This window comes from Acidobacteriota bacterium (assembly GCA_018001935.1).
Classification (GTDB): domain Bacteria; phylum Acidobacteriota; class JAAYUB01; order JAAYUB01; family JAAYUB01; genus JAGNHB01.
Genome location: JAGNHB010000046.1, coordinates 32,235 through 46,668 on the forward strand (window position 1 = coordinate 32,235; position 14,434 = coordinate 46,668).

A 14,434-nucleotide genomic window follows, 5' to 3' on the forward strand; every position below is an offset into this window, starting at 1 on the left:
GGATCACTCCAGGGGTGGGGCGTCGTCACGTCGCGGCGTGGCCACAACGACCGCCAATGAGGCCGCCAGCGCCAGGGCGGCGAGGACGCCCGCGACGCCGACGGCGAAATGGAACCCTCCCGCCACGGTGGCCTGCTGGGCCGCCGGGTCGGCGCCGGCGAGACCGGCGGTTTTCACCGAAAAGAGCCACTCGAAGAGGCTGACCCCGATCGCCGAGGCCATGAAGGTGGCCTCCGTGTAGAGCGAGGATGTGACCCCCTCCTTGCCGGGCGGCGCCCGCTTCATGACCAGGTTCGCGTTGGAGGCGGTGAAGGTGGTGTGGCCGAAGCCGTAGAAGACCAGGGAGAGGACGAGGAACGGCGTGCCGGTCCCCGGGGCGAGTTGCAGGAGCACCAGCATGGCCGCCAGGACCAGGACGGTGCCCGTCGCGCAGACCGGCGGGGATCCGAACCGGTCGGACAGCCAGCCCGCCAGGGGGGCCGCCAGGAGGGTGATCAGGGGGAAGATGCCGATCAGGAGGCCGCTTTTCTCGGTGGTGAAGCGCATCGCCAGCTCCAGGAAGAAGGGGAGCAGGAACACCAGCCCCGCCAGAAGGGTGATCACAAGGAAGGAGGACGCCATGCCCAGCACGAGGCGGGGGTCCTTGAACAGGCGGAGGTCGACCAGCGGCTGGGGGAACCGGTGTTCCCGGAAGAGGAAGACCGCCAGGGCCGCCAGGAAGGTCCCCGCCAGGACCAGGAAGCGGACGGAGGAGACCGAATCCGCCTTCATCGCGTTCAGGCCGAATACGAAAGCCACGAGGGCGATCACGCTCAGCACCGCCCCGGCGGCGTCGAAATCTTTCGGGGAGGTTCCCGCGGATTTTTTCCGGGTGAGGGTGCGGCCGGACAACCAGGCGCCGGCGATACCGGGGAGGAGGTTGATCAGGAAAATCCACCGCCAGGAGAGGAATTCGGTGATCACCCCGCCGAGGGGGGCGCCCAGGGAGTAGCCGATCCCGCTGAAGACGGTGATCAGGCCGAAGGCGCGCCCCGTCCGGTCGGGCGGGAGGTTCTCCACCACCAGGGCCATGGAGGTGGCCAGCAGCATGGCCCCCCCCAGGCCCTGGATGAGGCGTCCGGCCAGCAGGGCGCCGAACCCGGGTGCCAGGCCGCAGGCCACGGATCCCACGGTGAAGACCACGTAGCCGGCCAGAAAGATCGCCCTCTTCCCCAGCAGGTCGCCCAGGCGTCCGAAGATCAACAGGCTCGCACAGAGGGCGACCAGGTAGAACATCACCACGTCGGCGGCCTCTCGGGTGCCGGTGTGGAAGTCCTCGCAGAGGGTGGGAAGGGCCACGTTGACGATGCTGGCATCCAGGTTCACCATGAAGATGGCGGTGGCGATGGCGACGATGGTGATCAGGGGTTTCATGGGTCCCTCGATTGGGTTGGTCGGCTGCAAGTCCTTATGAGCAAACGGAGTCAGGCCACACCGATCGTGGCACGATAAAGAGGGACACTCACCCGGATCATCGAGTGAGTGTCCTTTTCCCTGAGGACGACACGGTACCCGTCGAGCGCCAGTTCCCGGGCGATCGCCGCGCCGATCCCATGATTGGCGCCGGTGACGACGGCCACTCTGACCCGGTCTTCTCTCTCCGTCACGTTTCCTCCTCAGCAGGTCGTTCTGGAAGGGATTGTACCGCCCCGGTCCCCCGGGATCAACCGGCGCAATCAGAGGGCGTTCATTGAGTATGCAAGTGAGTGTCCCGCATTTTCCAGGTTCATTTTTTTGAGCAGGGCCCCATAGCGCGAATCGTCCCGGACCGGCTGCAGGAAGGGGTAGCTCTTGACCGGCATGATGAGCGGGTCGCGCGCCTCGACGGCCCGGTCCATCCATGCGAAGGCCGGTCCCCAGTCCTCGAGCCCGATGTGGGCCAGCGCCAAGGTGAACGGGGGGATGTAAGCGACCGCCGTCGCCTGCTCCGCCTGCGCCGCCAGGGCGAGCGCGTCGTCGCGCCGGCCCGCGCGGCCGAAGGCGAAAGCCAGGAAGCCCAGCGTGAAGGGGATCCCTCCCGATAGCTGGTGCGCTCTTTCCAGTGCGGCGACGGCCTTCTGGGGTTCGCCAGCAGCCTCCAGGCCTATTCCGGATGCCCAGTGGCCGAAGAAGTGGCCGGGGTCCAGCGCGATCATGTGCCGGCCTTCCTCGATCACCCGGTCGGGGCGGCCGGCGAGGTAAGCCATCACGCTCAGCCACCAGCGCACGAACAGGGACAGGGGGTCGAGGGTCAGCACCCTCTCTACTTCCTCCAGTGCTTCGGCCATGCGACCGTGGGGCAAAAGGCCGCTGATGGCATGGCGCAGGCGGACCAGGGGTGACTCCCGGTTCAGCTCGAACGCCCGGCGGAGTTCCCGGTCCACTTCCCGCCAGTTGTAGTCGAGTTCCTTGCGCAGCATTCCCAGCAGGGCGTGGGTTTCGGCGAGGCCGTCGTCGATCTCCAGCGCCCGCAGGGCGTGCCAGGTACTCATCGAGAACGCCTCGCGCGGGGGTACACCGCCGAAGAGACCGAGATACCAGTGCAGCTCCGCCAGGGCATCGTAGGCAAGGGCGAAGGAGGGGTCCCGCTCGATGGCCCGCTCGAAAAGGGCCTTGGCCTGCGCCAGTTCGGCCGGCGTCCCCTTCGCGAAATGGTGCCGACCCTCCAGGTAGGCCAGGTGGGCTTCCACATCAACCACCAACTGGGTGCGTCGACCCACCTCCCCCCCCAGTTCGACTCGCAACCGGGCCGCGATGGCGGCAGCGATCTCGTCCTCGAGCGTCAGGACGTCGGTGAGTTCGCGATCGTACCGCTCGCTCCAGAGATGGCTCCCGTCCGAAGCGTCGATGAGTTGGGCCGTCACCCGGACGCGCCGTTCGCTCCGGCGCACGCTCCCCTCGAGGAGGGTGGCGACACCGAGCCGTGCGCCGATTTCCCGGGCGTCCAGCCCCGAGCGGGCCGCGGCGAAGGCCGAGGTCCGGGCGATGACCCGAAGGCCGGGAATCCGCGTCAGCGCGTCGATGATCTCCTCGGCGAGACCTTCGCAAAGGAAGTTGTCCGCCGTCTCGCCGCTCAGGTTCGCGAACGGGAGGACCGCGATGCCGGGTTTCCCGGTGTGCGGGATGGGTGTCTCTCGGAACGACCCGTGCACCCGGCTCGCGTCCACCCGGCACGCGTCGATCGCCTCCTTGAGTTCCGTGGCGGACTGGAAACGCCGGGAGACGTCCTTGCGCAGGCAGTGTTCGACCAGGCGCCCCACCGCCGGCGAGACGGCTGTCAGTGGTGACGGTTCGTCCCGAAGGACCGCCACGAGGGAACTCACCACCGTGTCGCCGCCGAAGGGTTTCCGCCCCGAGAGCATCTCGTAGAGGACACTCCCGAGGCTGAAGAGGTCGCTGCGGGCATCGACGCTCAACCCGGATGCCTGCTCGGGAGACATGTAGGCCGCGGTCCCCACGATGTTCCCGGCCACGGTGGCCGTCCGGTCCTTTTCGTCGGAGGGCCCGGGGTGCTCGAGGCGCTTGGCGAGGCCGAAGTCCACCACCTTGACCTGGTCCGACGGCAGAACCAGGATGTTCGACGGCTTCAGGTCCCGGTGGACGATCCCCGCGGCGTGCGCGGCCGCCAGGGCGTCCGCCGCCTGGCTCGCCAGGCGCAGGGCTCGGTCGATCGGCAGCGGACCGGACGCGATCAGTTCGGCCAGCGTGACGCCGTCCAGGTGCTCCATGGCGATGAAGTCAAACCCGGCGTCCGAGTCGATCTCGTAGATGGTCACGATGTTGGGGTGGTTCAACGCCGAGGCCGCCTGGGCCTCCCGCACGAAGCGCCGCCGATTCTCGTCGTCATCGGCCCAGTTCAGGCGCATCACCTTGAGGGCCACCACGCGGGACAGTCGAACATCCCGGGCCTTGTACACGATCCCCATGCCGCCAGCTCCCAGGGGCTCGAGGATGACGTGGTGTCCCAGGCTCTTCCCGGTCAGTTCAGCCGGATCCATGGATGCCTCCCTCCCGCGCCGGTTTCCCGCTTTGCGATCCCGTTGTTTCCAATTCTAGCATAATGCGGATTCCACAAGCCCGGCAGCGTCCGCCGAAGAGGGAGAGGCCGGCCTTAGAGCGTGGCGACTCCCTTGTCTGTCTCGCCGTCCTGGAAGACGGCGACAGGGTTCGCTTCGGTTGGTCGCGGAATAAAATAAAAAGGGACACTCATTCTTCATCCCGAATGAGTGTCCCACGATTATTTGTTGGAAAATAAAACATTTCCTTTCAATCCGACGAGGGCCCGGTCCCGAAAAAGTGATCCAGTTCGCCCGTGCACAGGAGCGCGTCGAACCTGCCGGCGATCTCCTCGACCCAGCGGCTGTCTGTCTCGTTGTACATGAACACTCCCAGGCGGTCCTCGAGGAGCATCACGTGGACCTCGTCCCGACCGATCCGGAGCACCTCCGAAACGCTGTGCGCGTCGCGGGGCAGGCATTCGGCGTGGAACTCGTCCTGCAGGAACGTTACCAGGCGCTCGAGCATCCGGGGTTTCACGGGCTGGAGGTCGTAGGACCGGTATCCTTCGGGCGTACGGGGGGAGAGGGTCCCCTGGTACGGGAAGGGGGTGAAGTCCGGGCGTTCCGCGAGGACCAGCCGCCCGTCCGGGGCCGCGACCCACACGAAGTGGTGATCGAGCCACGTCGCGTCGATGCCCTGTGTGTCGTGGTAGCGCATCCGGGACCGGTCGACGGGTACGGCGGAGACCGCCCCGCTCCCGATCTCGAAGACGGCCAGGTGCGGTGCACGGATGGGATCAGGGGAGAAGGCGAGCCGGACGAAACTCTCCGCGTCCGGGGACAGGGCGATGGGCGGCTTCAGATTGTCCAGGGCGAGGCCTTCCGGCATCCGGAGCGCAAAGCTCTCCAGACTCCGGGTGTCCAGGACGGCGAGATTGCCCAGCAGGAGACGGCGCCCGCCCGCCAGTCGCCCGCGATAACAGTAGAGGTCCCGCTCCATGCGGGCCGCTCCGACGGGCGCGTCGAGCCAGTCGGCCGAGACGCCCCCGCAGGTCGGCCCCAGGAAACGGGTCACGGCCTCGCCGTCCCGCTCCCGGACCAGGTAGTAGAAACCGGCGTCGGGCGGTTCGCCCACGACAACGACGAGAGCGGGCTCGGGGGACGGGAACGTGATGACGGCGGTGGGGGTGTCGTACCACCGGGCCTCGTCTCCGTGGACAGGGGCTTTCCCCTCGAAAGCGAAGGGACGCGAACGATAACGCAAGGACCAGGTCTCGTGAACGGCCCGGTGGAGAGGCCCCTCGTTCCACCCGCTCAGGTATCGCCGGTAGTGGGTCACCACCGCGAAGGGCCCGTATGTCTCCACGGTGTCCGTCAATCTCCCCCTCTGCCGGACGAGGGCCGCCACGCCCGCCGCCACCGCCAGGATCACCAGCAATCCCGCCAGCAAAACCATGCGCCGTCTCCCCGTTTCGATCCCGATCCCGCCACCGACCCGTGCGGGCCGGTGCGGAGCATAGTCGGCACCGAGGCGCGAATCAAGCACAATCCTGCTGAGGCTTGCAGGACACTCACGCGTTCCGCCGATTGAGTGTCCGGTCTTCCTGCGCCTGTTTATGCCCTTTTCTCTTGCTTTTCACCCCTGTTCCTGACTATCCTGCCCCCAATGAACCCGAGTTGGCTGAAAACCAATTGTCTATTTCTTCTTGTCCTTCTCGGCGGGGTCGTCCTGGCCGAGGCTGAACACCCGCTGGACCCTGCTCGGAAACCTGGATCAACAGCCGTGGAGAGCGCCACTCTCGCCCCGGCGCCGCCGGGGGCATCGACCCGACCCCCGGCCGAGTCGGACGGCGCGCCCGGACCGGGGCCGGAGATTACCGAACCGGGTGACCCGCCGGCTCCCCGGATCGACCTCTCCGGCGACCTTGGCCATCGTCCCGTCCTGACCGGGGACTGGGGCGGGGGACGCCAAAAGCTCCTGCAGCATGGCATCCGGGTGGACGCGCTGTTCCTGCCGATCCTGCAGGGCAACCTCGACGGCGGCCTGGCCCGGCAGCCCATGTTCTACGGGTCCTTCCGCTACGGCGTGGCGGTGGACACCGCCGCCGCCGGCCTCTGGCAAGGGGGCACCCTCACCGTCAAACTCCAGACGGGCTGCGGACGGAGCGCCAACGACCAGACCGGCCACGGGATCATCAACCCGGTGGACTGGGCTGCCGTGGACGCCGGCGACGGCAAGCCGCCCACCACGCTCACCGACGCGATCGTGTTCCAGAAACTGAACAGGCTGTTTTCCGTTGCAGGGGGCCGCATCACCTCCCGCGACTCGAACGTGTTCGCCTCCGACGAAACGACCCAGTTCCTCAACGCCGCCTTCAACAACAACCCGGCCTACAACACCACCTTTCCCCGCCAGACGCTGTTCGCCTCGCTGCTCTTCCAGCCCGCCCCGTGGTTCTCCCTGATCGGCGCGGTGCTCGACGCCGGCCCCCCGGCCGCGAAGGACAAGCCCGGTGCCGATTTCAACCGGGGGGTCACCCTCTTCACCACCACGTCCTTCACCGTGAAGATCGCGGAACGGCCCGGGCACCACCGCTTCGGCGGGACCTGGAGCAACAAGCTCAAGCCCACCCTGGCGGGCCTCATCACGCCGGAGCGCTATCCGCAGCTGGTTTCCAGCGACTGGGCGCTCAACTACGACTTCGACCAGTTCCTCTGGCTGGACCGGGCCGTGCCCGGCCGCGGGATCGGTGTTTTCGGGCGGTTCGGCCTCGGCAACCCGGTCACGAACAAAACCAAGGCGTTCTACAGTTTCGGCCTGGGCGGGCGGGGCATGTGGCCCCGGCGGCCGGCGGATTCCTTCGGAGTCGGGTATTTTTACGATGCGACCAGCAAGCGGGTCCCGCCGGAATTGCAGCCCCTGGTGAGGAACGACCGCGGGTTCGAAGCCTACTACAATTTCAGCCTCAAACCCTGGCTGGAGCTTACCGTGGATTTGCAGTTCGTTACCCCGCCCTTGAAGGAAGACGAACGGTCGGTGGTGGGCGGACTCAGACTCCTGGTCCGGCTTTGAGATTCCCGGGCCGGAAACCGAAGAGGTGAGAAAATGTTCGAAAAACTGTTCAGTCCGGTTCGGATCGGCGGGGTGGAGATCAGGAACCGCGTGGCCATGACGCCGATGGGCGTGAGCCTGGCCGCGGTGGGCGGCGGGGTCAGCGACGACATCATCGCCTTCTACGAGGCGCGGGCCCGGGGTGGCATCGGGCTCATCATCAGCGAGATCTGCCGGGTCCTGGACGGTGCCGGCGCCGGTGAGCCGTGCCAGCTCGCCGCCCGCAACGGGGCGGATATCCAGGGGCTCGGCCGGATGCTGGACGCGGTGCACAAGTACGGCACCCGGATGTTCATCCAGTTGCACCACCCCGGGCGTGAGGGTCACCGCGAGGTCGGCGGCGAGGAGCCGGTCTCGGCGTCGGCGGTACCGAACCCTTACACCGGGCGGGTCCCGCGCGCCCTCGCCCTGCCGGAGATCGAAACAATCCGGCAGGCCTTCGCGGGCGGCGCCCGCATCGCCCAGATGGCGGGGGCGGACGGCGTCGAGCTTCACGGCGCGCACGGCTACCTGATCAACAGCTTCCTCTCCCCCTATCTCAACCGGCGCGACGACGCCTACGGCGGCAGCTTCGAGAACCGCCTGCGCTTCCTGCTGGGGATCATCGCCGACATCCGGTCGCTCTGCGGCCGGAACTTCCCCCTCGGGGTCCGCCTCTCCGCCGAGGAATTCCTGGGCGAGCAGGGGAACGACCTGGCCGCCACCTGCCGGATCGCCGCGGAACTGGAAAAGGCCGGCGTCGATTTCCTGGACATCAGCTGCTGCATCCCCGACAGCCCGAGGTTCAACGCCTGCATCGAACCGGGCACGATCGCGCAGGGGTGGAAGAAGTACATGGCGGCGGAGGTCCGCAAGCACGTGAAAATCCCGCTCATCGCCGTGGCGAACATCAAGGATCCCGAGGTCGCGGAGACGATCCTGGAAGAGGGGTGCTGCGACCTGGTGGGGGTTGCCCGGGGTCACCTGGCCGACCCGGAGTGGTGCAACAAGGCGAGGACCGGCCGGGCGGCCACCATCCGCAGGTGCATCGGTTGCCTGGTGTGCTTCGACGAGATCGAGCACGCCCGGCACGTCAAGTGCTCGGTCAACCCCACCACCGGCCGCGAGCGGGAGTTCGCCCGCCTCGAACGCAACGGCGCCGGGCGGCCGGTGGCGGTGGTGGGCGGCGGTCCGGCGGGGGTCACGGCCGCCCTGGTCCTGCAGCAACGGGGTTTCCGCGCCGTGCTGTTCGACCCGGCCCCGCGGCTCGGCGGTACGCTGAACGTGGCCGACAAGGGCGTGGACAAGGAAAAGATCACCCGGCTGGTCGAGTCCCTGATCGCCCAGGTGCTGGACAGCGGCGTGGAACTGCGTCTCGGGGAGGAGGCGACGGTAGAGACGGTCCGGGCCCTCTCCCCTTGCGGCGTGTTCGTCGCGTGCGGCGCGCGGCCGCTCGTACCGCCGGTCCCCGGCATCGACGGGCCCAACGTTGTCTTGGCCGAAGACGTCCTGCTGGGACACGCCAACGTCGTCGGCGAGTGTGTGATCGTCGGTTCGGGCATGACCGGGCTCGAGACGGCGGAAGTGGTCCTGCGGGCCGGGCACCGGACCACGGTGGTGGACATGCTGCCGCAGATCGGCGCCGGGGCGGAAATCGTCGTCATTCTCGACGCCAAACAACGGATGGCCCCTTACGACCCCGTCTACCTGCCGGGACACAAACTGCAGAAAGTCACCAGGGAAGGGGTGGAACTGGAACGGGTGGATGATGGCCGGATCGTCCTCGTCCCGGCGAGCACGGTGATCCTGGCCATGGGTGTTCGTCCCAACCGTGATGTCGCGGACCGTTTCCGGGCCGCCTTCCCCGACGCGCGGGTCATCGGGGACGCGGTCCGTGGCGGGCGGATCCTGGACGCGACCCAGGACGCCTACGGGCAGGCTTTTGTCTTCGAGCCGTAAATCCATGTGAAAAGGAGAGAACCGATCATGAGCGAAACGAGTGAGTACTACCGGGACAAGGTCGCCGTCGTGACCGGCGGCGCCTCGGGCGTCGGGTTGGCCCTGGCGGAGACGATGCTCGCCTACGGGGCCCGCAAGGTCGTCCTCGGGGACATCAACGGGGATAACCTGGTCCGGGAAACGGACCGTCTCAACGCCGCCCACCCCGGCCGGGCGCTGGGCGTGCGCTGCAACGTGACGCGGGAAAAGGACGTCCGGGAGATGATCCGGCAGGCGGCCGAGTTCGGCGGCGGGCGCATCGATTTTCTCTTCAACAACGCCGGGGCCGGGTTCGGCGGATATTTCGACCGACTGACGGACGCGGACTGGGAGAAGGCCTTCGCCCTGAACTTCTACGGGGCCGTGTACGGCATCCGGGCCGTGCTGCCGGTGATGCGGGCGCAGGGCAGCGGGCACATCGTCGACGTCATCTCCGGCATCGCGTTTACCCCGATGGCATACCAGACCATGTACGCCGCCACCAAAGCCGCCCTGAACGCGCTCACCCTGGCCCTGCGCACCGAGTTGTGGGACGAGAACATCCGCCTGACCTCGGCCACGCCCGGCACCACGGTCACCGGAATCTGGGCCGCGGGCGGCACGGCGCCCCCGCCGGGCGCGCAGTCGGCCGGACAGTCCGCCCGGACCATCCTCGCCGGCGTGGCGAACAACGAGCGGCTGGTCCTGGGTGACGGGGACGACGTCAAAGGGGCGAGGGACTGCTTCAACCCCGACAGCGCGGCCAAAGTGGAGGACTATCTGCTGAACGTGGCACGCCAGCGCCGGAGCGGCGTCTGGACCGTGTGACCGGCTTGAAATCGACGGAGGAGGTCGACCCATGAAAAACGGCAGCTATTTTGTTCCGCGGGAGCAGTTGCACCCGTTCATGAACCCCGGCGCGATGAACAACGAGGAAGGCCTTTACCTCAGCTGGGTCACCGATCCGGCCGCGGCGCGGCGCGTGCTGCCGCCGCTGTTCGACCTGCCCGACCCCGAGCACCCCATCGCCATGGTGTACGTCGTCAACATCCGCGAGCCCACCTTCGCGCCGTGGTACATGGAGGGCGGCCTCTGTCTGCTCTGCCGCTACCGCGAACACGTGGGGGTCTATTTTTTGAACCTCCAGCTCAGCGGCCCGGGTGCGCCCATGGGCCTGTGCAGCGGGCGCGAGACCGCCGGCCTGCCCAAGAAACTGTGCGAGCGCATCGTCGTCGAGCGCAACGGCGACTGGGCCGGCGCCCTCATCGAGCGGAAAGGGCGGCGCCTCTTCTCGGTGGAGGTGGAGATGGGGCCCTACAACGACCCCGCCATGGAGCACATGTACCGGAACCACGGGCCCGGGTACCGGGACCGGGGCGCCTGCCTGCTGTTCCAGTACGAGTGCGGGGCGGCGCCGGATGGCCACGTGACCTTCCCCCGGATGCGCCTGGTGCACTACGACAGCGTCACCGACTACCAGAGCTGGGAGCCGGCCTGCATCAAGTCGCTGGAGATGGAGCCGTCCTTGGACGACCCGTGGGCGGAGATCCCGGTGTTGAAGCCCCTCGGGGCCGGGTACAGCGTCAATTCCAACTGGGTGGCGGGCATCCATACGCTGGCGGAGTTCACCGGCGACGAGGCGGACGGCCTGTTCTCGTACCTCTTTGCGGGGCGCTGGGACCGCTCCACCCTCGTCACGGGCCGCTGTCAGCGCTACGGGCAGTTCTAGGGAGGTTTTCACATGCAAGTCGATGACATCCGCAGGATCCTGGTGGTGGGCACGGGGACCATGGGCCAGAAAATCGCCCTCCAGTGCGCCCGCTTCGGCTACGAGGTGGTCGCGTACGATGCCGTTCGCCAATCCCTGGAAAACGCGAGGGTCCGGATTCCCGCCTTTGCCGAGGGCCTGGTGGCAGGGGGGAAGATGACCGCCGGGGCGGCCGAGGCCGCCCTTTCCCGGATCTGCTTCACGTCCTGCCCCGTCGATGGGGCCGATGCGGACCTCGTGAGCGAGTCGGTCTTCGAGGACCCGGAGATCAAGGCGAAAGTCTTTGCCCAGCTCAACGCGGTTTGCAAGCGGGAGACGGTTTTCACCACCAACACCTCGACCCTGTTGCCGTCCATGTACGCCGAGGCGACCGGCCGGCCGGAGCGGTTCGCCGCCTTTCATTTCCTGGGCGTGCTCGACCACTGCCTCGTGGACGTCATGCCCCACCCCGGGACGTCCCCCGAGATCATCCGGCTGCTGGCGGCTTTCGCGCGGCGGATCGGGCAGGTGCCGCTGGTCCTCGAACGGGAGTATCCCGGCTACGTGTCCAACGCCATCTGGGGCGCCATGAACGCCGCGGCCATCAAGATCGCCCTGGTGGACAAGGTCGCTTCCGTGGAGGACGTGGACCGGGCCGTCATGATCCACCTCGACATGCCTTGCGGTCCCTTCGGCCTGAATGACTACATCGGGCTGGACACCATCTGGCACGTGATGCAGACCAATGCACGGCTGTCGGGCGACTTGGGCGCCCAGGCGTTCGCCGACGAATTCAAGCGGGATTACATCGACAAGGGCCGACTGGGCGTCAAATCGGGGCGGGGCTTCTACACCTACCCGGACCCGGCCTATCTCCGCCCCGGATTCCTGAACGGCGAATTCGAGTGACCCGTCCGCCGGATTCGCCGAGGCAGACACATGAGCGGAACGAACCGGACACTCAACGTACGCCCTGATCCGGGCGAGGAAGCCGGCTTGGCCCTGGAAACGGTCATCCTGCTCATTTTCGGGGTGTTCATGCTCCTCTTCGGCATGCTCCTGTCCCGGTTCTTGGCGGGGGCCCTGCCCTACAGCCCGGACGGCGCCTACGGACTGTTCCTGGTGCTCACCGCCTTCCAGGTAATCACCCTGGGCAAGACCCCGTACGGCGACGTGCGCCGCTCAGGGTTCGCGGTGCTCGCCGGCATTGCCGCGGCGCTCCTGGGAATGGCTTCCTGCTTCGTCCCCGGTCGCCTGACCGATCCGGTCCGTCTTCTGGTGGGCATGGTGCTGACCACCGGGGGTCTTTCCCTTTTCCTGCAGCTGGCGCTCTCCCGGGAGAAAGCCCGCCGATGGCTGCGCCTGCCCGGGGTTCCGCGCCACCTGGCCGTCGGCTGCGGACTGGTCTACCTGCTGTCGGTGGTCCTGGGCCTGGTGACCCTGCGTCCCGGGTACGTCCCGGGTTACGGCGTCGCGGGGTTGCTCCTCGCCGACGGTTTCGGTCTGTTCTACCTCGCGTGGGCCATTCAGGCCGTCAGTCGGCTCAAACCGCCGAAAGGCCGGGAGGAACCGTCGGTCGCACCCGGCGAGCGGCGGCTGGCGGGTCGGTCCCGGCTGCTCCGCGAAGCGTCGCTGTCCCCGGCCACGGCCACACTGATCCTGCTGGCGGTTCTCCTCTCTTTCCTCGGGTTGGTGCTCCTCCCGGTCAACCTCGGGCTGCTGAACTTTTCACCGGACGGCCTCCAGGGGCTCCTGCTGGTAATTTTCGCCATCCAGATGCTGTCCCTGGGCGAAACCCCCGTCGGCCGGTTCCGGCGGTCATGGGCGCTGGTGGTTTTCGGAGTCATGTTCGTGGGGTTGGGGGCGTTCTCGTGCCTGGTTCCGGGGGTCCTGACCCACCATCTCCGCGTCCTCCTTGCCCTGCTCAACCTCGCCGCGGGATCGGTGTTCTTCGCCCGGCGCTTCGTTCAGCAGAGGCGCGATCGGCAGCGAGTGCGGGCCGAGGCCGTTTCGCCCATCCTGGTGAAACTGCGGGGTACCCAGGCGGTGCTCAACGGCACGGTCATCGCCTTCGGTATCACCATGCTGGTGCCAGGCCTCGTGCCCGGCCTCCTCAACGCGGTCATCATCGTGGCCAACGGCCTCCTCCTCTTTCGCCTGGCGGCCATCCTGGGGAAACTGGAGTCGCGATAGAGAGGCCGGCCCCGGATGGACTTTCCTCGCGGCAAGGAGGGAGATGCCACCGGAAAAGGGTTCCGCACGGCCGGCCGGGCAAAGCTGGAAAACAACCTCAGGAAGCCGGCCGTGTCAGCCTTCGGGTCCCCAGGCGGTCTCGGTCTGGGAGGTTCAACCGGCGTTCGGAATCGGGGCAAGGGCCGTCCGCTATTTCGTCTTGACCCTCAGGTCCGTCAATCGGCGTTGGCCGTCGAAGTCGGCCATCAGCATTCCCGATACCGTTTCCACGGTCACGGCTTCCCCTTCGTCACGCACCTGGAGCTTGTAATACCCGAGGTAAGAGAGCAAGCATCGCTTGTGATCGGCAATCTCAAGATTTGAGAGAAGTTGGGGAAAGATCACGGCCACTCGGGAAAGGGGCTCGAAAGTGGGGGCGGGAAACGAGGGGTCCCGGATCAGGAGAAAGACGGCCCCATCCTCATACGGACCACGGTAGTAGCAATTGGCCGCCAGAAGGCCGCTGGCGACCATTGCAAGCTGATGGCCGGTGCAGGTTTCCAGGTCGATCCGGGGTTCGGCGAGTTCCACGATGCCTTCCCGGTCGCCGATCACCTTCAACCGGTTGGCAGCGTGCAACAGGGAGGAGGGTACCGGAGTCTGCTCGTTGGCCCAAGCCCAGAGCCACGTGTTAGAGATCTCGGATTCTGTCCCGAGGACCTGGACGGCATAAGTGATTCGTTTTCGGGAAAACAGCCGACCCGTCGTGAAGGTTATCCGGCCCGAATCCAGATCGAATTTCCACTCGTGAGTTCCCAGAGCGTCACCCAAGGCGAGCTGCTTGTCCAGCGAGGCGGCGGCGTGGTCGTGAAAGAGTTCATCAAAGCGTTTCATCCTTCCCTCCGGGGCATGTCAGTACTTTTTTCTGTCAATGTATTTACCTGTTGCGGGCATGACCAGTTGAATTCTAACAGGTTTTTATCGAGGTTCAACTTCAGGCCGGAAAAAATCCCCCTGACCAGAAGCGACCATTCGAACAAGTGACTGGATTTGGAAGTCGAAAGTCGAAACAGGACACTCGACCAAGGCGGAAGAGTGGGTGTCCCCTTTCCCGACCCTGCTGTACCTCGAGGCGGTCCGGGGTCTCTCCGGGGTCCTGATCTCCTGGGAGACCGCCACCGAGCTGGGCACGGCCGGCTTCGAGATCTGGCGGGCGGACGGGGTGTCCGACCAGTTCGTGAAGGTGTCGGGCAGCCTCATCCCCGCTGAGGGGAGCGAGGCATTGGGCGCCCCTTACGCCTGGCTGGACGGGGACGCCGTCCCGGGTGTCCCGTACCGGTACCAACTCGCGGAAGTGGAGAACAACGGCAACCGCCTCTTCTACGGCCCGGTGGAGGTGACGGAGTAGGACCGGGACCCATCCCCGGAGCT

The 14,434-nt window shown here is 66.8% G+C and carries 12 protein-coding genes; 7 read left to right on the plus strand and 5 right to left on the minus strand.

The window, feature by feature from the left end:
- Positions 1–3: 3 nt before the first annotated feature.
- The 4 genes from KA419_15525 to KA419_15540 form a co-directional block, all read right to left on the minus strand.
- On the minus strand, positions 4–1,413 hold the full coding sequence (locus tag KA419_15525; GenBank protein MBP7867345.1) for a DHA2 family efflux MFS transporter permease subunit: 1,410 nt from the start codon (positions 1,411–1,413) through the stop codon (positions 4–6).
- Between the two features lie 50 nt (positions 1,414–1,463).
- A complete protein-coding gene (locus KA419_15530; protein ID MBP7867346.1) occupies positions 1,464–1,646 on the minus strand; it encodes an SDR family NAD(P)-dependent oxidoreductase in 183 nt (60 codons plus the stop codon).
- Positions 1,647–1,715: 69 nt separating this feature from the next.
- Positions 1,716–4,016 (minus strand): protein kinase, encoded by a 2,301-nt coding sequence (locus KA419_15535; protein MBP7867347.1) that lies wholly within the window; start codon positions 4,014–4,016, stop codon positions 1,716–1,718.
- Between the two features lie 268 nt (positions 4,017–4,284).
- Positions 4,285–5,472, minus strand: a complete 1,188-nt coding sequence (locus KA419_15540; GenBank protein MBP7867348.1) for a hypothetical protein — start codon at positions 5,470–5,472, stop codon at positions 4,285–4,287.
- Positions 5,473–5,799: 327 nt separating this feature from the next.
- Between KA419_15540 and KA419_15545 the strand changes: the two genes are divergently transcribed.
- From KA419_15545 to KA419_15570, 6 genes are read left to right on the plus strand one after another with little or no spacing between them, the layout of a single operon-like run.
- Entirely contained in the window at positions 5,800–7,089 is a 1,290-nt protein-coding gene (locus KA419_15545; protein ID MBP7867349.1) for a carbohydrate porin, read from the plus strand.
- Positions 7,090–7,122: 33 nt separating this feature from the next.
- The gene (locus KA419_15550; protein ID MBP7867350.1) at positions 7,123–9,066 is read left to right on the plus strand and encodes an FAD-dependent oxidoreductase; all 1,944 of its coding nucleotides are present in this window, start codon (positions 7,123–7,125) and stop codon (positions 9,064–9,066) included.
- A 27-nt stretch (positions 9,067–9,093) separates the two neighbouring features.
- Positions 9,094–9,912 (plus strand): SDR family oxidoreductase, encoded by an 819-nt coding sequence (locus tag KA419_15555; protein MBP7867351.1) that lies wholly within the window; start codon positions 9,094–9,096, stop codon positions 9,910–9,912.
- A 31-nt stretch (positions 9,913–9,943) separates the two neighbouring features.
- The gene (locus KA419_15560) at positions 9,944–10,813 is read left to right on the plus strand and encodes an acetoacetate decarboxylase family protein (protein ID MBP7867352.1); all 870 of its coding nucleotides are present in this window, start codon (positions 9,944–9,946) and stop codon (positions 10,811–10,813) included.
- 12 nt (positions 10,814–10,825) lie between these two features.
- The gene (locus KA419_15565; GenBank protein ID MBP7867353.1) at positions 10,826–11,740 is read left to right on the plus strand and encodes a 3-hydroxybutyryl-CoA dehydrogenase; all 915 of its coding nucleotides are present in this window, start codon (positions 10,826–10,828) and stop codon (positions 11,738–11,740) included.
- Between the two features lie 30 nt (positions 11,741–11,770).
- Positions 11,771–13,024, plus strand: coding sequence for a hypothetical protein (locus KA419_15570; protein ID MBP7867354.1), 1,254 nt, complete (start codon positions 11,771–11,773; stop codon positions 13,022–13,024).
- A gap of 189 nt (positions 13,025–13,213) precedes the next feature.
- Here KA419_15570 and KA419_15575 read toward each other — a convergent pair whose 3' ends face one another.
- Positions 13,214–13,897, minus strand: coding sequence for a hypothetical protein (locus KA419_15575; protein MBP7867355.1), 684 nt, complete (start codon positions 13,895–13,897; stop codon positions 13,214–13,216).
- A gap of 205 nt (positions 13,898–14,102) precedes the next feature.
- Between KA419_15575 and KA419_15580 the strand changes: the two genes are divergently transcribed.
- A complete protein-coding gene (locus KA419_15580; GenBank protein ID MBP7867356.1) occupies positions 14,103–14,411 on the plus strand; it encodes a hypothetical protein in 309 nt (102 codons plus the stop codon).
- Positions 14,412–14,434: the final 23 nt, after the last annotated feature.